Raw genomic sequence first — 19,303 nt, 5'->3', positions numbered from 1 at the left:
AGCACAACAGAATCTCGTCTCACGTCACACTCACCAGTCGAGTGGGCTGGCGCGAGTTCATCTCGCGCACTTCGGCGGCGTGAGGCCGCCTCAGGCACGCCGACGGTCGCAGGGAGGCACTCACGCTGAACGCGACTGGTCCACCGGGCGTTGCATGAGCCTCCGCGAAATCACCGGGTGGGACTGAAAGGGGCCGGCGTCTCGACTGGTCCCCGACGCCGGTAGCACTGGACTGAAGACTGGCGAGCTTGCTCGCCAGCCTGAGGGAAGGGCGCACCAAGTCGCGGATCATCGAGACGCCGGGGGCTTTCACCCCTCGTTGTCGCCACCCGGCTCGACAGCTGTCATATCTCACGGGGGCTTTCACTTCTCGTTCTCACCACCAGAACCACCCTTCGATTCTCACTCCTCGCTCGTATCCACCTGTACCGTCTCCTCGACGATCATCCGAGGGCCGGCACCGACCTCTAGGAACTCTTCGGCGTCGGCCAGCGTCTCCGCGCCCGCCTCGGAGTCGAAGGCGGCCCGGAGCGCGTCCATGTCGGCGAAGTAGAGTTCCAGCACACCGTCGTACTCCGCCTTCTCCGGATCGGTCGGGAGCGAGGTGACGTACTTCTCGACGCCCGGCATCTCCGCCGCGACGGGGCTGTGCTCGTCCAGCCAGTAGTCCGCGAACTCGGCGTGTGTCAGCCCCTCCTTCCGCACCAGCAGTTCGACGAGTTTGATCACGGACGAAGGAAGCAGCGCGTCGTGTTGGACCTGTCGGCTCTCGGGCGGCGCGGGTAGTGATTGCACCGTTCGGAGCCGTCTGCCTCGGCTCCGGTCTCGGCTCAGTGTGCCGGCTCTTCGGCCGGGGCTTTCATCCCTTCCAGCCGGAGGATCAGGATGTTGTTCGTGTCGTCTTTCCCGTCGACGATGCCGTCGATGACGAGTTTCGAGAGGGGCGTCGGGCCGACGCGCACCTCGTCGCCCTCGTGGAAGTCACGGACCGATCCCTGCAGGTGGATCTCGGCACGGCAGAGTTCCGGGTGGTGGACGCTGGAGAGGTCGATCTCCTCGACGTTGGCGTTCTCGACGCGCTCACCTTTGAGAAACAGCGGGACGGTCGCCGGTTCGTCCATCTGCTGGACGTCGAGCGCCTCGTAGGCGTTCGCCGTCGGCTTGTAACCACCCTTCGGACCGGGGACGCCTTCGACCAACTGGAGCGCCTTCAGACTCTGCATCTGGTTCCGGATCGTGCCGGGGTTGCGGTCGACCTCCTCTGCGATGTCTTCGCCCTTCACCGCGCTCTCGCTCTCGCGGTGGAGGTTGATGAGTGCCGTCAGAATAGTTTTCTGACTGGGCGTGAGTTCGATTGATGACATACCCGAACCTTCGCAACAGATGTCCTTAAATGCGATGGATAGACGAATCCTGCTGGTAGTTTCACCAGTCTTACACCGGCTTTCCGGCCACTCGTCCGCGAACCGCCTTTCTGTCGCCCGCCATCGGGCGAAAATTGCGTTCGTCGGTCACCGACCGACGAAGCGACACCGATTTAGTGCTGTCCCGAGGCAGTCGAGACATGCACGGAAACCGTGTCCTCGTGACCGGCGGGGCGGGCTTCATCGGGTCGAATCTCGCCAACGCCCTCGCCGAGGACAACGAGGTCGTGGCGCTGGACGACCTCTATCTCGGGACGCCCGCGAACCTCGACGACGGCGTGGAGTTCGTCGACGGCTCCGTACTGGACGACGACCTACCGACCGACGTCGACGCCGTCTTCCACCTCGCGGCACTCTCCTCGCGGACGATGTTGGAGGAGAACCCCCGCGAGGGCGCACGGGTCAACGTCGAGGGGTTCGTCAACGTCGTCGAACAGGCACTCGACGACGGCTGTGACACGGTGGTCTACGCCTCCACCTCGTCCATCTACGACAACGACCCGCCGGGTCGAGAGACCGACGACCTGACGGCCGACACGGGCTACGAGGCGTCGATGCTCTCGCGGGAGCGGTACGCCGAGTACTACAACAACTTCTACGACGACCTCTCGGTCGCCGGGACGCGCTTCTTCTCGGTGTATCAGGGCTACGGCGGCGCGGAGGGCCACAAGGGCGAGTACGCCAACACGGTCTCGCAGTGGGCCGAGAAGATGGCACGCGGCGAGACACCGGTGCTGTGGGGTGACGGCGAGCAGACCCGCGACTACGTCCACGTCTCGGACGTGGTGCGCGCACTGGAGGTCATCGCCGACGAACGACTCGCGGGCGTCTACAACGTCGGCACCGGCCGGAACTTCTCGTTCAACGAGACGGTGGCGATGCTGAACGACGCGCTCGGGACCGACATCGACCCCGAGTACGAACCGGTCCAGTTGTCGAACTACAATTTCGAGCAGTGTGCAGACATCTCGAAGCTCCGGGACGCGACTGGCTGGGAACCCGAGGTGACGTTCGAGGAGGGCGTGAAACAGGTCTGTGCGGCGTACGTGGACTGACTCCCCGGGACGACGCTCGCGGGACGACGGGCGACGATCATCACGATTTTCACACCGGGACTCGTCGCTGCGGGTATGAACCAAGCCGTCCGCATCATCGGGGCACCGACCGACTACGGCGCGAACCGACGTGGCGTGGACATGGGCCCCTCCGCCATCCGGTACGCCGGACTGGCAGACGAACTGGAGGAGATCGGTCTGCGCGTGACCGACGCGGGTGACGTTCTCGCCCCGCGTGCCGAGGAACGCGACCCGGACGCCCGCGAACCGAGCGTCGGGACCGCGAAGTTCCTCCGCGAGACCGAGGACGTGACCGGCCAACTCGCCGACGAGGTAGCCGACGCTCTCACCCAAGAGGAGACGCCCGTCGCACTCGGCGGCGACCACTCGATCGCCATCGGGTCGCTGTCCGGTTCGGCGCGCGACGCCGAGATCGGCGCGATCTGGTTCGACGCTCACGGCGACTTCAACACGCCGACGACCTCACCCTCCGGCAACGTCCACGGGATGCCACTCGCGGCCGCCCTCGGGATCGGCGAGTTCGATGGCGTCGAGTGGTGTAACGCCCCGAACCTCCGGGAGGGGAACGTCGCCATCGTCGGTCTGCGCTCGGTGGACGACGCCGAGGCGCGCGCGATCAGAGACAGCGACGTGACCGCGTTCACGATGTCGGACATCGACGACGAGGGGATCACCGAGATCGTCGAGGACGCCGTCTCGGTCGCCTCCGCCGGCACCGAGGGGTTCCACGTCAGTCTCGACTTAGACTGGCTCGACCCGAAAGAAGCGCCGGGCGTCGGGACGCCGGTCCGTGGCGGCGTGACGTACCGTGAAGCGCACTCCGCACTGGAGATCGTCGCCGAATCCGAGGCACTCCGGTCGCTGGAGATGGTCGAAGTGAACCCGATTCTGGACGAACACAACGAGACGGCGAACCTCGCGGTCGAACTGGCCGCGAGTGCGCTCGGTCAGCGCATTCTATAGTCGCCCGATCAGCGATTCCCGAGTCGCCATTCTATAGTCGCCCGATCAGCGATTCCCGAGTCGCCCGACCGGCAGATTCTGTAGTCGCTGGTTACTCTCCCGCTTCTGCGATCGCCTCGCCGTCGACCTCGACTTCCTCGCTCGTCTCGTCTGCCATCCGCTCGACCGGCACCACGTCGACGCTCGCCACGTGGTCGCCGGCGTCCAGATCGACGACCGTGACACCCATCGTGTTGCGGCCGACCGTCGAGATGTCGTCGACGGGCGTCCGGACGATCTGTCCCGCGTCGCTCATGACGAGGAGGTGGTCGCCCGGCCCGACGGTCTCGAGGGCACAGACCGGCCCGTTGCGCTCGTTCGTCTTGATGTCGATGAGACCCTTTCCGTTACGAGACTGCTGCCGGTAGGCGGCGATGTTCGACCGCTTGCCGTAGCCGTTCTCCGTCACCGTCAACACCCACTCGTGGCGGTCGGGGTCGACGCCGGCGACCGCCGCCACCTCGTCGCGAGTACCGTCAGCGCGCTCGGTGAGGCGAATCCCGCGTACCCCGCGTGCGCTCCGACCCATCGCGCGGGCCTCCGACTCCGCGAAGCGGATCGACATCCCGGCCTTCGTGGAGACGATCACGTCCTGCGTCCCGTCGGTCACCTCCACGTCGGCGAGTTCGTCGCCGTCCTCCAGTCGGATCGCGCGGATCCCGGTCGAGAGGATGTGCTGGAACTCGTCCACGCCGGTCCGCTTGATGTAGCCGTCGCGGGTGACCATCGTCAGGAAGTCGCCCGCCTCGGCGTCCATGTCGTCGGTGTCGACGACCGACGTGATCTCCTCGCCGTCGTCTAAGTCGAGGAGGTTGACGGCCGACTTCCCGCGTGCCGTGCGAGACATCTCGGGGACCTCGTAGGTCTTGAGTTGGTAGACCTGTCCGTGGTTGGTGAAACAGAGCAGGAAGTCGTGGGTGTTGGCGACGAACACCGAGGAGACGCGGTCGCCCTCCTTCAGGTTCGTGCCGATGATCCCCTTCCCGCCCCGGTTCTGCGCCCGGAAGGTGTCAAGCGGCATCCGCTTGATGTAGTCGTCCTCGGAGACGACGACGACCATCTCCTCTTCCGGGATGAGGTCCTCGTGGGTGACGCTCCCGTCGTCGGCGACGAAGGAGGTCCGGCGCTCGTCGTCGTACTCGTCTTTGATCGCCAGCAGTTCCTCCTCGATGACGCCGAGGAGTTCGGACTCGTCTGCCAGAATCTCGTTCAGGCGCTCGATGCGGGCCTGGACCTCCTCGTACTCGTCTTCGATGGCCGCCGCCTCCATCGAGGTGAGACTGCCGAGTTGCATGGCGACGATGTGCTCGACCTGATCGGCGGAGAAGTCGAACCGCTCCTGCAGAACGGCCTTCGCGTCGTCGCGGTCCTCGGCGTCCTGGATGAGTTCGACGACCTCGTCGACGTTGTCCAGCGCGGTCAGGCGGCCTTCGAGGATGTGTGCGCGGTCCTCGGCCTCGGCGAGTTCGAACTCGGAGCGCCGGGTGACGACCTCCTTTCGGTGTTCGAGATACTCGACCAGCGTCTCCTTCAGGTCGAGGACGCGCGGTTCGCCGTCGACCAGCGCGAGGTTGATGACCCCGAACGTCGACTCGAGGTGGTGTTCGAGCAGTTGGTTCTTCACCACTTCGGCAATCGCGTCGCGCTTGAGTTCGACCACGATGCGGATACCGTCGCGGTCGGACTCGTCGCGCAGGTCGCGGATGCCCTCTATCTTCCCGTCGTTGACGTCCTCGGCGATGCGCTCGATCCGCCGGGCCTTGTTCTCCTGGAACGGGAGTTCGGTGATGACGATTCTCCCCTCTTCCTCGTCGACCTCGAACTCGGCACGCACGCGGAGCTTCCCGCGTCCGGTCTTGTACGCCTTGTAGAGGCCGTTCCGGCCGACGATGTTCGCGCCGGTCGGGAAGTCGGGTCCCTTGATCGGGCCGGGGTTGCCGTCGACGTGGATCAGGTCCTCGACCGAGCAGTCGGGGTTCTCGATCAGGTGGACCACCGCGTCGATGACCTCGCCGAGGTTGTGCGGCGGGATGTTGGTCGACATCCCGACCGCGATGCCCGAGGAGCCGTTGACCAGCAGGTTCGGGATGGCCGACGGGAGGACTTCGGGTTCCTGCAGGCGGTCGTCGTAGTTCGACTGGAAGTCGACGGTGTCCTTCTCGATGTCGTCGAGGAGTTCCTCCGCGATGGGCGACATCCGGGCTTCGGTGTACCGCATCGCGGCCGGCGGGTCGCCGTCCACGGAGCCGAAGTTCCCCTGGCCGTCGACGAGGGGGTACCGCATCGAGAAGTCCTGTGCCATCCGCGCGAGGGCGTCGTAGATGGCCGAGTCGCCGTGCGGGTGGTAGTCACCCATCGTCTCGCCGACGATGGAGGAGGACTTCCGGTGTGACGACCGGGAGGTGACGCCGGCCTCGTGCATCGCGTAGAGGATGCGCCGGTGGACCGGCTTCAGGCCGTCCCGTACGTCGGGCAGTGCCCGCCCCGCGATGACGGACATCGCGTAGTCGATGTACGACTGTTCCATCTCGTCTTCGATGCGTGCCGTCTGGACCCGTGCTGCGTCCGCGTTCGGGTCGGTCGGTGTGTCTGAACTCATCGTTCTCCGTTGGTCGTGCGGTCTCCCGTCGATACTCGTGTGCGCCGTCGAATCCGGACCATCAGATGTCCACCCACTCGGCGTCCCGTGCGTGTTCCTTGATGAACTGCTTGCGTGGCTCCACTGCGTCGCCCATCAGCACCGAGAACATCTTGTCGGCGGCCGCCGCGTCCTCGATGGTGATCTGCTTGAGGATCCGGTTGTCGGGGTCCATCGTCGTCTCCCACAGTTGGTCGGGGTTCATCTCCCCCAGGCCCTTGAACCGCTGGACCTGCGTCGGGTTGCCGTTACACTCCTCCTCGACGATGCGGTCGCGTTCCGCCTCGGTCATCGCGTCGTAGGTCTCGCCGCGATACCGGACGCGGTAGAGTGGCGGTTGGGCCGCGTAGACGTAGCCGGCGTCCAAGAGGGGCTTCATGTGCCGGTAGAAGAGCGTGAGCAAGAGCGTCCGGATGTGTGCCCCGTCCACGTCGGCGTCGGTCATCAGGATGATCTTCTCGTAGCGGGCGTCCTCGATGTCGAACTCCTCGCCGATGCCCGCGCCGATCGCGGTGATGAGACTGCGGATCTCCTCGTTCTCGAGGATGCGGTCGAGGCGGTGGCGCTCGACGTTGAGAATCTTCCCTCTGAGCGGGAGGATCGCCTGATTACGACGGTCGCGGCCCTGTTTGGCCGACCCACCCGCGGAGTCGCCCTCGACCACGAACAACTCGGCCTCGCTCGGGTCGCGGGTCTGACAGTCGGCGAGTTTGCCGGGCAGTGCCGTCGACTCCAGTGCGGACTTCCGGCGCGTCAACTCTTCGGCCTTCTTCGCGGCCTTCCGCGCCTTGGCGGCCTCGACGGCCTTCGAGATGATGGCGCGGGCGGTGTCCGGGTGTTCCTCGAAGTAGGTGCCGAGGCCGTCGTGCATCGCCGACTCGACGATCCCTCTGACCTCGCTGTTGCCGAGTTTCGTCTTCGTCTGGCCCTCGAACTGCGGGTCGGGGTGTTTGATCGAGATGACGGCCGTGAGTCCCTCGCGGACGTCCTCGCCTTTGAGGTTGCCGTCGATGTCGCCCGCGAGACCCTCCTCGTTGGCGTAGTCGTTGACGACGCGCGTCAGCGCGGTCTTGAACCCCGTGAGGTGGGTGCCGCCCTCGCGGGTGTTGATGTTGTTGGCGAACGAGTGGATCGACCCCTGTAGTTCGTCAGTGGCCTGCATCGCCACCTCGACGGTGATCTCCTGTGAGAGGTCCTCGAAGTAGATGACGTCCTCGTGGAGCGGGGTCTTCGTCTCGTTTAAGTACTCGACGAACTCCCGGATGCCGCCCTCGTAGCGGAAGTGCTCGGACTGCTCGTCGCGTTCGTCGGTGAGCGTGATCTCCACGCCGGAGTTGAGGAAGGCGAGTTCCCGGAGGCGGTTGGCCAGCGTCGAGAAGGTGAAGTCGGTCGTCTCGAAGATGTCGGTGTCGGGCCAGAAGCGGACCGTCGTGCCGGTGTCTTCGCCGTCTTCGAGGTCTCGCACACGCTCGAAGCCGTCCTCGCGCGGTTCCCCGCGGTCGAAGGCGTGACGCCACACCGCACCGTCGCGTCTGATCTCGACTTCGAGGCGTTTCGACAGCGCGTTGACGACCGAGACGCCGACGCCGTGGAGGCCACCGGAGACCTGGTACGACTTGTTGTCGAACTTCCCGCCGGCGTGGAGGACGGTCATGATGACCTCCACGGCCGGCCGGTCGTACTCCTCGTGGGTGTCCACGGGGATGCCCCGACCGTCGTCGGAGACGGACACGGACTGGTCCTCGTGGATCGTCACGTCGATGTCGTCACAGTAGCCCGCAAGCGCCTCGTCGATGGCGTTGTCGACGACCTCGTAGACGAGATGGTGAAGCCCGCGACCGTCGGTCGACCCGATATACATCGCGGGTCGTTTCCGGACGGCCTGCAGCCCCTCCAGAACTTGGATTTGGCCGGCCCCGTACTCACTTTCCTTGGACATAGAACGTGCCTACGCTAAGCTTGCCCGGTCCTTAAAAGCGTCGCACGCGCCTGCGATGTGCGCGCGCGAGCGACCGAGGAGGGCTCGGTCTGGAATCGGGAGACGATGGCGGGTTCACTGGAGGCTGTGACGGTCGGCTGAAACGAGGGCTTAACGCTGTCGTCTCGGCTGTGAGACGACGAAATTCTGTCAGTTGTGTGATTGGCTGTGACTGGAACTGAAAGCGTGGCTGGAACTGAAAGCGTGGCTGGAACTGAAAGCGTGGCTGGAACTGAAAGCGTGGCTGGAACTGAAAGCGTGGCTGGAACTGAAAGCGTGGCTGGAACTGAAAGCGTGGCAGCATCGCGAACCGCATACCGCCACAGCACCAGCACCGCTACTCGTCGTAGCGCGAGGAACCGCGACAGCACCGGCACCGCAGACAGCGACCGCCACAGCACAGCACCGCGACAGCAACCGCACCTCGGTCCTCCCCAGCCTCGGCGGGCGCACGAGAGCGCCCGCCTCCCTCGCGCGTTTCTCGCGCGCCGAGATCAGAGTGAAAGCGTACGCCACACTCGTCTCTGGCCCACGCATCGACAGCCCGGAGTCCGACAGGACGCGATCTGCTGGCGACCGAAACCGAGTCGTGTTCGAGCGACAGCGAGAACCGACTCGCAGTTCGCGTCGTCAGCAGTCGGGGAGGTTCGGGGACGACTGCGACTGCCGGATTCCAGACCTACGGACAGCACGCCGGGTGACGACCGGTGACGACACGATGAGAGACAAATTCGGGTGGGACTGAAAGGGGCCGCGCTCTCGATCCATCCCCGACGCACTAAGCACCGCAAGGAGGGAGAGGAGCTTGCTCGCTCGACCGACTGAGGCGCGCAGGAAGTCGCGGATGGTCGAGAGCGCGGGGGCTTTCATCTCTCGTCGTTCACGCCAGATTCGACCGAGCTATCTACGCCAGATTCGACCGACACGACAGAATCGTCCTACGCAGTGTCCGCGATCGCCGACAACAGCAGATCACACCCCAGGCTGATCTCGCGTTCGGTCACGTCCAGTGGCGGCAGAATCCGCAAGACGCTGTAGCCACAGGCGAGCGTCAACAGTCCACGCTGTAGCGCCGCCTCCTGCACCGCGTCCCGCCGTTCTTTCGAGTCGAACTCGACCGCGAGCATCAGCCCCTTCCCGCGTAGGTCCGCCACGCCGTCCGGATCGGCGTCCCGCATCGTCTCGAGGAACTGCCGGCCACGCACGACCGCGTTGTCCAGCAGGTCGTACTCCTCGATGGCGTCGAGCGTCAGCGCGCCCTGAAGCGAGGCGATGATGTCGCCCGCACCCCACGTCGAGGAGAGTCGTGCCCGTTCCTCGGGGAACACGTCAGACCGGGAGATGGTCGCTCCCACCCGGAGCGCCTTCGCGCAGGTGATGATATCCGGTTCGATCGGGTAGTGGTCCGAGCCCCACATCTCGCCCGTCCGACCGACGCCCGACTGGATCTCGTCGGCGATGAGCGTGATGTCGTGTTCGTCCACGACAGCCGCGACCTCCTGCATGAAGTCGTCAGACGGGAACCGGTAGCCGCCCTCGCCCTGGATCGGTTCCATGATGAGGTACGACACCTCCTCGGGGTTGACGTAGCCGCGCTTCGGGTCGAGCTTTCGCCGGAGCTGAGAGCTGTCGCCCGCGAAGAAGCCACACGAACACGTCTCGGGCGAACAGTCCCGGTCGTCACAGAACGGGACGTCGTGGATGCTGGGAATCTCCGGGAACTTCCGGCGGTAGACCTCCTTGGATCGGTTCAGCGAGAGCGTGCCGAGCGTCCGGCCGTGGAAGGCTCCCTGGAAGGTGATGCCGTACTTGCCGCCGCCGCTGGCGTCGTAGCTGATCTTGAGGGCGTTCTCGACCGCCTCCGCGCCGGAGTTCGACAGGAAGACGGTGTCCATGTCGTAGTGGCTCGTGATCTCGGTCAGACGGTCCATCAGCCCCGCCGCACCGGGGAGGTCGTCTTCCTCGGGGTGCTGACCGCTGGAGACGTAGAAGTCCTGCCCGGCGATCTTCAGGGGGTCGACGAGGTCGAACTCCCGGAGGCGGTCCATGATCTTCGGGTTGTTGTAGCCCAGCGGTGCGGCGGCGACGTGGGAGGTGAAGTCGAGGAGGACGTTGCCGTCGAGGTCGGTACAGAACGGTCCCTCCGCGTTCTCGGAGAGGTCCCAGACGAAGTCGTAGACGTAAGTACTCGTGGCGGCGGTGTCGTGGTGGTACTCCACCCACTCACGCGCCTTCTCCCCCGGCATCGCGTCCACCTGCGGGACTGCCGTATCGCGGTCCATACTGTGCGTTTGCGTGTCCCCGAGTTAACGGTGGGGGATTCGTTTGGATGGAGACAATTCTTGCGTGGCGCACGCCGGGAGGCGGCGGCCGGTTCAGAGCAGCGCCACCCCCGCCGTGACGAGTCCGGAGGTGAACAGCAGGACGGCGCTCCACCCCGCCACGCGGCGGACGAACGCCGAGGGACCGGCGGTCGCAAGCCCGGCTTTCACCGCGACCGAGGCGGCGGTCGCCAGCAGGACCGCCACGACCGCCTCGTTGCTGGCGATGTCGCCTCTGCTGTACAGGAGGACGGCACTCGCGGTCGCGCCGGCACTGGAGACCAGGCCGGAGAGGAGCGAGGTGACGTACAGGCCGGCCGTGCCGAAGGCCGACTGTGCTATCTTCCCGGCGACGACGACCGCCAGAAAGATCGCACCGAAGCTCAGTGCGTTCCGGAGCGAGAACGGACTCTCCAGGTCCACGTCCACGGTCTCGTTCCAGTCGGCGGTGTAGCCCGCGACTGCGACACTCCCGAGGATCAGCACCCCGAGGGGGACGACCGCGCCGACAAGCACCTCCCCGGAGACGGTGAAGGCGAGTGCGATGACCAGATTTCGAAGCGCCATCGCGGCGTCGGCCAGGAGTACCGCCGCGACGCCGTACGGAATCGCGTCCTCGCCGCGCCGGACGTAGGTCAGCATCGACCCGACCACGGCGGTCGAGGAGGCCAATCCGCCGAAGAAGCCGGTGACGGCGATGCCTCGGCCGCCGTAGGTCTGGACGATGGCGTAGTTGACGATGCCGATACCGGCGACGGTGACGACCATCAGCCAGATGATCCGGGGTTCGACGGCGACGCCCAGCATCGGGAGGTCGTAGGTGCCGGCCGGGAGCAGCGGAAAGACGACGAACGCGAGGATGGCGAACTCGGCGGTCGAGCGCAGTTCCTGCCGGCGGAGTCCCCCCGCGAAGCCGTGGAGTTCCCGCTTCAGGACGAGCAGAGTCGTGGAGATGACCGCGACCGCGACGGCCGAGAGGACGAACCCCTCGCCGACGAGGACGCCGACCCCGTAGGCGACGAGCAGCGAGACGGAGGTCGTCAGCGACAGCGCGTCACTTCCCTCGCGCTGGAGGCCCTGCACCGCGAGCAGCACCCCCTGTGCGACCACCAGCACGCCGCCGACGACGAGGAGAACGTTGCCGACCGCCGGTTCGCTGGCGATCTGTGTGAACAGCGCGCCGAGCAGGGTGGTCAGCGAGAAGGTCCGGATGCCGGCGGGTTTCTCGGACCACTCGCGCTCCAACCCGAGAAAGAGACCGAGTGCGGCGGCGAGCGCGAGGCGGACCACCGGTTCGTCCACGGAGGCGGCGATGGGGTCCGTCTGGAAGACGAAAGAGTACACGGCCTCGAACTTCGTCGTGCTGGGTGTTAAAGTGCCGTGACGTTCTGCGTTTACGGAGTGTTTTGGGCGGTATGAGAATATGTGAATATCACGTTCGTAAATTCGTGCATCGGATCGTCGCTCGGGACGACGACGGAAGGTGGACAGCGCCTACAGTCAACCCTGTCGGACGAGTTGCAGACGACGAGCGGTGAAAGCCCCCGGCGTCTCGACCACCGTCAGCGGCACGCTCTGACGAACCTTCGTCACCGGCGCTCCACGCCGGTTGCTGGCGATATTTCCGGCTTCGCTCTGTCACCGGCGCTCCACGCCGGTTTCCAGCGGGACCGACGGTCCCGCCCGGCTACCGGCGTCGGGGCAGGATCGAGAGCCCGGCCCCTTCCAGTCCCACCCAGCGATTTCGCGGAGACTCACGCAACACTCGGTGGACCAGTCGGTTTCAGCGTGTGCGCCTACCTGAAACCGTCGGCGCGAGCTGAACTCGCGCCAGCCCGTCTGACTGGAAAGCGTGTCGTGAGCCGTGGTGGAACGGTAGTAACCGTGGTGCTGTGCTGTCGGCGTGCGCGAGGAGCGCGCGAGGGAGGTCGGCGCGGATGGTGCGGAGAGCGCCGACCGAGGCTGGGGAGGTTCGAGGTGCAGTGTTGTCGCGGTTCCGCTGGTCGGTGCGCTAGACTGAGTAGCGGTGCTGGTGCGGTCGCGGGAGCGGTTCGCGGTGCTGTCACAGTCGCGGCTCTACTTCGTATCTCCGAACGAACAGCCGGCTTCCTCCGACACCGCCTCTCTCACAGTCACCTCGACTACCAAACCACACTCTCGGACGTGTCTCACCAGTATCGCGTCTCGGTTCGCCCCGCCCCGCGAATCCCCGCCACCCCAGCCACCACGACCGCGATCACGGTCATCCCGACCACGAGAATCGTCGCAAGCGAGCCACCGAGATCACTCACCACGCTCCCACCGAGCGTCACCAGTCCACCGACGGCCGTGAGTGCGACCACCACCACTGCCAGTCGCGCCGAGAGTCCGAGTTCGTCCATACCTCACTGCCGACCGCTGGCCACGTAACTCCTCGCGTTCGGACCCTCGACTCGACGCGATCACACCGAGACCGAGACCGCTACCCACACACGTCACCACGCCGCCACCGAACCACCGCCTTCAAGATTCGCCCGCGCCGACCACCTGCCGTGACCACCGTCGCCCTACTCGCCGACCCACCGAGGCCGGGACTCGTGCTCCCCGCCCTCGCGGAGACGAGTCCGCTGACCGAGGCCGAGTGTGCCGACTTCTACTCGGCGATGCTGAAAGACGCCGCCCGTGCGGTCGAACGCTCCGGCGGGGAGTTGCTGGTCAACTACCGCCCGGACGACCTGCTGCCCGACGAACACGTGACCGACACCGCGAGCGAAGCCGAAGTCCGGGCGCTCGTCGCCGAGGCCCTGCAAGACCCGAGCGAGGCCAGATACGAACCGCAGGTCGGGTCGACCCTCTCGGCGCGGGCGGGCAACACCGTCTCGCATCTCCTGCGCGAGGAGGGCGTCCAGTCGGTCGCGGTCGTGCGCGGGAACGTCCCCTTCCTCCCCCGGACCGTCGTCGACTCCGCCGCGATGAAACTGCGCTCGACGCCGACCATCCTCGGCCCCTCGACCGAGGGCCGGGTGTACTACGCCGCCTTCGCCGACACGCTGGACTTCGACGAGGCGTTCACCGACCCCGAGGTCGAGACGCTGACCGAGCGTGCGCTGGACGCCGGCCACGAGGTGGACTTCGTGGCGATGCACCCGACGGTCGAGACCGGCGAGGACCTGTTGACCGCCCTGCCGGCGCTGACGGCCCGGAAGCGTGCCGGTCGACTCGTCCCCGATCACGTCTCGCAGTTCCTCGGCGAGACGGGACTCGCGGTCGTCCACGAGGACGGCGAGTCGCGCGTGACGCGGCGCTGATCACGCCTCGACGACTCGCAGTCTTCCCCGGAGACCGACAGACCTTAGACCGGCGCGGCGATACTTCGGCCTGCGGTGGGATGGCAGAGTGGACTATTGCGCCTGCCTTGAAAGCAGGTGGCCTTCGGCCTCCTGGGTTCGAATCCCAGTCCCACCGACTTCTCACGACACCGACGACACCGAGCCGTCGAGTCGCCGCGGAACCCGGCTCCCCCGGAGCGTAACGCTCTTGCGACGCCCGCCCGACCGCCCGGTATGGACTGGCCACACGACCCCGACGGCGAGCAGGGGAGCGAAGGCAAACGGAAGTACGGCCACGCGGTCATCGCCAAGAAGATCGACGAGGAGGAGGACTTCCCGCTCTCCCGCGACGAGTTCGTCGCGGAGTACGGCGACGACCCGGTGCGCATCGACTACGAGACGGTCGTCTCGCTGCGGGAGATCTTCGAGGGCGTCGAGGAGGAGTCGTTCGACGACTTCGTCGAGTTCCACCAGGCGCTCGGTCGCGCGATGCGGAAACACGGCTACTGGTTCTACGAGGGCGCAGAGCAGTTCGTCGCCTCGAAGAAACGGTAAGTCGTCGCCTCTCCGGTCGCTCGCGTTCTCAGTCGTCCCGTTCTTCGACCGACACGGTCCCGGCGACCTCCCCGTCGAACTCCGTCTCGCTCCGCTCCCAGTCGCGGACCGCGTCGCCCGCCACCTCGGCGGCGACCTTCTCCTCTAACAGGCTGACGGCCACGCTGTTTGCGCCCTCGGGGATGATGAGGTCGGCGTGTTTCTTCGTCGGTTCGATGAACTGCTCGTGCATCGGTTTCACCGTCGAGAGGTACTGGTCCATCACGCCCTCCAACTCCCGGCCACGGTCGATCACGTCGCGTTCGATGCGCCGGAGGATGCGCACGTCGGCGTCAGTCTCGACGTACAGGCGGAGATCGAGCATGTCGTTGATCTCCTCGTCGTACAGCGCGAGGATGCCCTCGAGGATGATCACGTCCGTCGGGGGTACCGTCACCGACTCCTCCTTGCGGTTGTGGATCTCGAAGTCGTACTTGGGCATCTCGATGGCCTGGCCCTCGAGTAGCTCGCCCAACTGCTCGCGGAGCAGGTCCCACTCGAACGCCGACGGGTGGTCGTAGTTCACGTCGGCACGCTCGTCGAGTGCGAGGTGGCTCAGATCCTTGTAGTAGTTGTCGAGTGGGATGCGCGTGACGGACTCGCCGACGTTCTCGGTGATGAGGCGTGCGACCGTCGTCTTGCCCGCGCCCGTCCCCCCGGCGATCCCGATCACGAACGACGGGATGGTCATACCCGACCCTCTCGCGGGAAGCGGTTTGAATGTACCCTTTCGACCCGCCTCTCGTGCGGCGAGACCTCGTCTACCGTGTGTGTCACCGACTCTCAATCGGCCGACGGAAGGGACAACTTATCACGATAGAGACGCACCCCAGTATCGTGACGAACGTTCAGTTGACTCTCGTCCAGATCGACAACTACGGCCCGTGGACGGTGACGCCGGAGCCACGCCGGGAGATGGACCTCCAGACGCTCCAGTCGCGCCTGTTCGCGGAACTCGCGCAGTTCGTCGGTAGTCGCGGCGGCTACGTCTTCTTCACGCGCTTCGACAACATGGTGGCGGTGACGAACGGCCTCGACCGCGCCGACCACGAACTGATGCAAGAGACGATCCGCAACCGCTACCCGGTGACGATCAGTCTCGGCGTCGGCGTCGCCGAGCGACCGATCGACGCCCTCGAATCGGCGACCGCCGGTCTCCAGCGTGCCGGGAGCGCACAGGACGGCGACCGTCGTGAGGTGCTGGCGGGCGAGACACTCGCAGCGGGCGAGCGAACCGACGTGGACCTCCAGATCGCCCACTTCGACGTGAACGGCGCGACCGAGAAGTACACCGACACGCTCAACGAGTTCGACTCGTTCATCCGCATCGAACAGGGCTACGCGGTCCTGATGCGCTACCTCCGCGAGGAGCACGGCGGTCTCGCCTTCTTCGTCGGCGGCGACAACATCATCGCCGTCCTCCCGTCGATGACCGCCGCCGACTACGAGCGCTCCATCGACCACGTCGCGGACACCGCCGACGTGGAACTGAAGGTCGGCGTCGGCCACGGGCGGACTGCCCACGAGGCTGGTATGATCGCCAAACACGCACTCGAAGACTGCCGCGAAGACGGACTCCGCGTCGTCGTCGAGGAGTGAGCCACCCGTCTGTCCCGGCGGCGTGAGCCACGGCAACTAGTCACGTACTGGGGAGGAAGCGATATTTCTAAGCCGGATGGCGGTGACCGAACAGGTATGACTGGGGCGAATCTGCAACAGCGGTCGGTCCGAGACATGCTCGTCTGTCGAAAGTGTGGCGCGGAGTTCCCGGAGGCGCGTGCGACACGCGACGGGTGGCACTATCGCTGTCCGGAAGACGACTGTGACGCCTCGGGACTCGGCGAGGGTCTCCGACGCAAAGACGACGTCCCGGTTCTCGGCTGAGACGGCGTCGGCCCCGCGCTCACTCCCCGACGACCTGCTGGACGCGTTCTCGACCGTGATCTCGCCCCCGCGGACCGCCGCCTCGACTCGGCACCGGCCCTGAATATGAAAGCTGCACGGTTATGTCTCGAACCTTCAAATATCAGTGATGCCGTAGTTCAGAGGCCCCGGTCGGTGGGTGTCGGTAGAATTCTCGCGGTGCTCACTGGGAGGTGTGCGACAGGCAACACCGGGGGAGGGGAGATGGGGAGTGGGGGTCCGGATTCCCCCGGTCTCTCTTCGTCCGACGAGGTCTTCGCAGTCGCACGATGTGGCCGCTATTTAATAAAATCACCTGAACGAGATTACCGATTTCGTGTCTCTCTGGGTGGTGATCGGTCGGTTCTCGGTGAGAAACACGACGGTAATCGTCGGGGTGGTGTTCGACGCACCTCCGACACCGTCTCCGAGAGAGAAGAAACTCCCCTGGTTTATCGAAACGCTGGGAACGTCTTCTACTGTGGGATGACACCCACAATGTTGTTCACGCACCACATCATTATAATCCAGGACCGTGACCAGTGACGTATGATCGTCGAGTTCGACATCGATTCGGGTGCCCTCCGCCAGTCGCTGGCGTCGGCCCCGGGGATGCGGGTCAGGATCGAACATCTCGACGCCACGGACACGATCCCGCTCCGGTCGATGTTCTGGGCGAGCGACGGTGACTTCGACGCCTTCGAGACTGCTCTCGACGACGACCCGACCGTCGAGCAGTGGACCCGACTCGCCGAGACCGGCGACGGCCGACTGTATCGAGCACGCCACCCTGCGGACGCATCGAGCGTCACGGCCTACCACCGGGCCATCGAACTCGACGGGATCGTGTTGTCGCTGGCGAGCAAGGAAGACAGAACCGGCTACCACACGAGGATGCGGTTTCCCGACCGCGAGAAGTTCGCCGCCTTCCGCGACGCGGTCGGCGAGACCGGCTTGTCGGTGAGCATCAAGGCGATCTACGACCAGCAGGACGCGCCACCCGAGGAACGGTTCGGGCTCACTCAGGCCCAACGGGAGACACTCCTGACGGCGGTCGCGGCCGGCTACTTCTCGATCCCGCGGGAGACCGCCCTCGCGGGGGTCGCCGACGAGTTGGGCATCTCGCCGCAGGCCGCCTCCGAACGCCTCCGCCGGGGGATGGAGTCGCTGATCCGGGGGGCGCTCGACGTGCCGGGTGACGACGAGCAGTACTGACGTGTGCGCCCCTCGCCGAGAGCGGTGACGGCCCCGTCACTCACACGTCGAAGACGACGTAGGCACGCCACCCCTCGTCGGTCTCCGACAGGTCCATCTCCGAGTAGGTGACGGCCTTCACCTCGCGGGCCTCGACCGCCGAGAGGGGGACTCCGCGCGCACTCGCCTCGACCAGCCATCGCTCGTCGCCGGCGTCCGGCCCCCGGTCTGTGACCCGTGCCGCGTTGTCCGCCGGGAGGACACCCCGAACGTCGCGCTCGTAGATCAGTCGGTCCAGATAGTCGAACAGCAGGGCCTCGCGGCTCTCGGCCCGCTTCGTCAGCGAGAACCGGTCGCCCACGTCGGGTATCTCGTCGCACATCGCGGCGGTCAGACCGTCCGCGACGGCCGCGAACACGCCGTCGAGGTCGCTCGCCGTCGCCGCGACCGCCACGTCCGCAGTGTGATCGCGGAGTTCGAAGCTCATGTGTCGTCTTCGTCGTCCGACGTGTTGCGGATGTCGGTCCGATCCGACTCGGTCCCGTCTGCGAGCTCTGCCGGGCGAACGTCGGTGTCGTCGCGTCGGTCGGCGTCGCGGTCGGCGGCTTCGGCCGGCGTCGTCTCGGTCTCGTCTCGCTGCGCGGCCTCCCGGTCGGCCCGCGCTGCCGGCCGGGACCGTGTCTCGTCGCGGCTGTCCGCGTCGCGGTCGGCGACCTCGGCGGGGCGGGTCTCCGTCTCGTCGCGCCACCTGTCGTCCCGGCCGGCGGCTTCGGCCGGTTCTGTGACGGAGTCGTCCGCGTCGGTGTCGGCGACACCGGCCCGTGCGCGCTCCGTGCCGGCGTCGCGCTCCCGGCGGGCGATTCCGTCCGGGGTGTCGGCGGCCTCCGGATCGACGTCCTCGTCGTAGTGGTCGACGCGCTCGGCGTCGTGCCGCCCCGAAGCGGCCGCCTGGTCGTCCGTCCCCGGCATCGCCGACTCCGTCGGATCGGGGACGACCCGATCCTCGCCGTCGTCGAGCCGAGAGAGTTCCGCGAGTTGGTCCTCGGACAGGCCGACGGAGGGGTCTCCCCCGCCGGACGCGCCGCCGACCGCGACGCCGCTGGTGACGACTGCCTGGATCCCCTCCTCGACGGTCATGTCCACGTCCATCACCTTGTCGGCGGGCAGGTGGACGAGGTGGCCACCCATCACGGGGTTCGGCGCGAGCGGGAGGAACATCGTGTACATCCGGTCGTGGCCGGCGGGTTCGGCGAGCGTCTTCGGCGTCTCGGTCGTGACGAACCCGAGGGTGTACGCGCCGTCGTTCGGGAACTCGACGAGTTTCACCTCCCGGAAGTTCTGCCCGTCGCTCTCCAAGACGATGTCACCCATCTGCCGGAAGCTGTCGTAGACGGAGCCGACGCCGGGGATGGCCGACATCAGCGCGTCGAACAGGTCGACCGCCTTCTCGCCGTAGACGGTCGCGTTGACGAACAAGCCGACCAGCAGGATGTAACAGAACAGCAGAATCGGGGCCATGATCTGGATGGCGAGCGTGACGGTCTGGTCGGTCTGTGCGGCCGGATAGACGTAGGCGATGGCGGTCACGAGCGTCGTGAGCGCTCCCCGGATGTAGCCCAGGAGGATCGAGAGGACGATGACGGTGACGACGAAGGGCACGACGATGGCGGTCCCGGTGACGAGCGCCTGTCGGAAGACGGTCCGGGCGGACTGTCTCCGGCGCTCGACTTCAGCCTGCGCGGCCTCGAACATTCGTTTCGCACCTCACACCGAAGCATCCAAAGTGTTCGGGTTCGTGTCCGATTCGGTCCGACTCCGTGGTGAACGGCGCGCCGAGGTGACGGTGGAGTTATGTTCTTCTACCAC

The 19,303-nt window shown here is 66.1% G+C and carries 17 protein-coding genes and 1 tRNA gene; 8 read left to right on the top strand and 10 right to left on the bottom strand.

The features are described from left to right. Positions 1–402: 402 nt before the first annotated feature. Both LI337_RS05690 and LI337_RS05685 read right to left on the bottom strand, forming a co-directional pair. The gene (locus LI337_RS05690; RefSeq protein ID WP_227229428.1) at positions 403–729 is read right to left on the bottom strand and encodes an EthD domain-containing protein; all 327 of its coding nucleotides are present in this window, start codon (positions 727–729) and stop codon (positions 403–405) included. Between the two features lie 101 nt (positions 730–830). Beyond that, positions 831–1,364 (bottom strand): Rrf2 family transcriptional regulator, encoded by a 534-nt coding sequence (locus LI337_RS05685; protein ID WP_227228789.1) that lies wholly within the window; start codon positions 1,362–1,364, stop codon positions 831–833. Positions 1,365–1,564: 200 nt separating this feature from the next. Between LI337_RS05685 and LI337_RS05680 the strand changes: the two genes are divergently transcribed. Beyond that, entirely contained in the window at positions 1,565–2,479 is a 915-nt protein-coding gene (locus LI337_RS05680) for an NAD-dependent epimerase/dehydratase family protein (protein ID WP_227228787.1), read from the top strand. A 75-nt stretch (positions 2,480–2,554) separates the two neighbouring features. Continuing rightward, positions 2,555–3,463, top strand: coding sequence for an arginase (gene rocF / locus LI337_RS05675; protein WP_227228786.1), 909 nt, complete (start codon positions 2,555–2,557; stop codon positions 3,461–3,463). A 91-nt stretch (positions 3,464–3,554) separates the two neighbouring features. On the opposite strand, the gene gyrA is transcribed toward rocF, so the two are convergent. From gyrA to LI337_RS05650, 5 genes are all read right to left on the bottom strand, one after another. Continuing rightward, the gene (gene gyrA, locus LI337_RS05670) at positions 3,555–6,101 is read right to left on the bottom strand and encodes a DNA gyrase subunit A (RefSeq protein ID WP_227228785.1); all 2,547 of its coding nucleotides are present in this window, start codon (positions 6,099–6,101) and stop codon (positions 3,555–3,557) included. Between the two features lie 61 nt (positions 6,102–6,162). Further along, a complete protein-coding gene (gene gyrB / locus LI337_RS05665) occupies positions 6,163–8,079 on the bottom strand; it encodes a DNA topoisomerase (ATP-hydrolyzing) subunit B (RefSeq protein WP_227228784.1) in 1,917 nt (638 codons plus the stop codon). Between the two features lie 977 nt (positions 8,080–9,056). Then, the gene (locus LI337_RS05660; RefSeq protein WP_227228783.1) at positions 9,057–10,400 is read right to left on the bottom strand and encodes a class-III pyridoxal-phosphate-dependent aminotransferase; all 1,344 of its coding nucleotides are present in this window, start codon (positions 10,398–10,400) and stop codon (positions 9,057–9,059) included. A gap of 93 nt (positions 10,401–10,493) precedes the next feature. Continuing rightward, entirely contained in the window at positions 10,494–11,783 is a 1,290-nt protein-coding gene (locus tag LI337_RS05655; protein WP_227228782.1) for an MgtC/SapB family protein, read from the bottom strand. A gap of 824 nt (positions 11,784–12,607) precedes the next feature. Next, a complete protein-coding gene (locus LI337_RS05650) occupies positions 12,608–12,820 on the bottom strand; it encodes a hypothetical protein (protein ID WP_227228781.1) in 213 nt (70 codons plus the stop codon). 150 nt (positions 12,821–12,970) lie between these two features. Between LI337_RS05650 and LI337_RS05645 the strand changes: the two genes are divergently transcribed. The 3 genes from LI337_RS05645 to LI337_RS05635 all read left to right on the top strand — a co-directional run bounded on the left by LI337_RS05645 (position 12,971) and on the right by LI337_RS05635 (position 14,302). Then, on the top strand, positions 12,971–13,726 hold the full coding sequence (locus LI337_RS05645; RefSeq protein ID WP_227228779.1) for a DUF2064 domain-containing protein: 756 nt from the start codon (positions 12,971–12,973) through the stop codon (positions 13,724–13,726). Between the two features lie 74 nt (positions 13,727–13,800). Then, positions 13,801–13,883 (top strand) — tRNA-Ser (locus LI337_RS05640). Between the two features lie 98 nt (positions 13,884–13,981). Continuing rightward, the gene (locus tag LI337_RS05635; RefSeq protein ID WP_227228778.1) at positions 13,982–14,302 is read left to right on the top strand and encodes a DUF5785 family protein; all 321 of its coding nucleotides are present in this window, start codon (positions 13,982–13,984) and stop codon (positions 14,300–14,302) included. Positions 14,303–14,330: 28 nt separating this feature from the next. Here LI337_RS05635 and udk read toward each other — a convergent pair whose 3' ends face one another. Further along, on the bottom strand, positions 14,331–15,032 hold the full coding sequence (udk, locus tag LI337_RS05630; protein ID WP_227228777.1) for a uridine kinase: 702 nt from the start codon (positions 15,030–15,032) through the stop codon (positions 14,331–14,333). Positions 15,033–15,178: 146 nt separating this feature from the next. On the opposite strand from udk, the gene LI337_RS05625 reads away from it, so the two are divergent. The 3 genes from LI337_RS05625 to LI337_RS05615 all read left to right on the top strand — a co-directional run bounded on the left by LI337_RS05625 (position 15,179) and on the right by LI337_RS05615 (position 17,458). Beyond that, entirely contained in the window at positions 15,179–15,940 is a 762-nt protein-coding gene (locus tag LI337_RS05625) for a GTP cyclohydrolase III (protein ID WP_227228776.1), read from the top strand. Between the two features lie 96 nt (positions 15,941–16,036). After that, positions 16,037–16,225, top strand: coding sequence for an HVO_2901 family zinc finger protein (locus LI337_RS05620; RefSeq protein ID WP_227228774.1), 189 nt, complete (start codon positions 16,037–16,039; stop codon positions 16,223–16,225). 567 nt (positions 16,226–16,792) lie between these two features. Further along, positions 16,793–17,458 carry a helix-turn-helix domain-containing protein gene (locus LI337_RS05615; RefSeq protein WP_227228773.1) on the top strand — a complete coding sequence of 222 codons (666 nt, stop codon included), beginning with the start codon at positions 16,793–16,795 and terminating at the stop codon, positions 17,456–17,458. 40 nt (positions 17,459–17,498) lie between these two features. On the opposite strand, the gene LI337_RS05610 is transcribed toward LI337_RS05615, so the two are convergent. Next, positions 17,499–17,924: an archease gene (locus tag LI337_RS05610; protein ID WP_227228772.1), complete on the bottom strand. Its 426-nt coding sequence runs from the start codon at positions 17,922–17,924 to the stop codon at positions 17,499–17,501. Then, positions 17,921–19,189 carry a DUF502 domain-containing protein gene (locus tag LI337_RS05605; protein ID WP_227228771.1) on the bottom strand — a complete coding sequence of 423 codons (1,269 nt, stop codon included), beginning with the start codon at positions 19,187–19,189 and terminating at the stop codon, positions 17,921–17,923. Before LI337_RS05605 ends, LI337_RS05610 begins: the two co-directional genes overlap by 4 nt. Between the last annotated feature and the right edge of the window lie 114 nt (positions 19,190–19,303).

This window comes from Salinirubrum litoreum, from assembly GCF_020567425.1.
Lineage (GTDB): Archaea > Halobacteriota > Halobacteria > Halobacteriales > Haloferacaceae > Salinirubrum > Salinirubrum litoreum.
The sequence above is the reverse complement of the archived record's forward strand: the minus strand, read 5'-3'. Positions and strand labels throughout refer to the sequence as shown.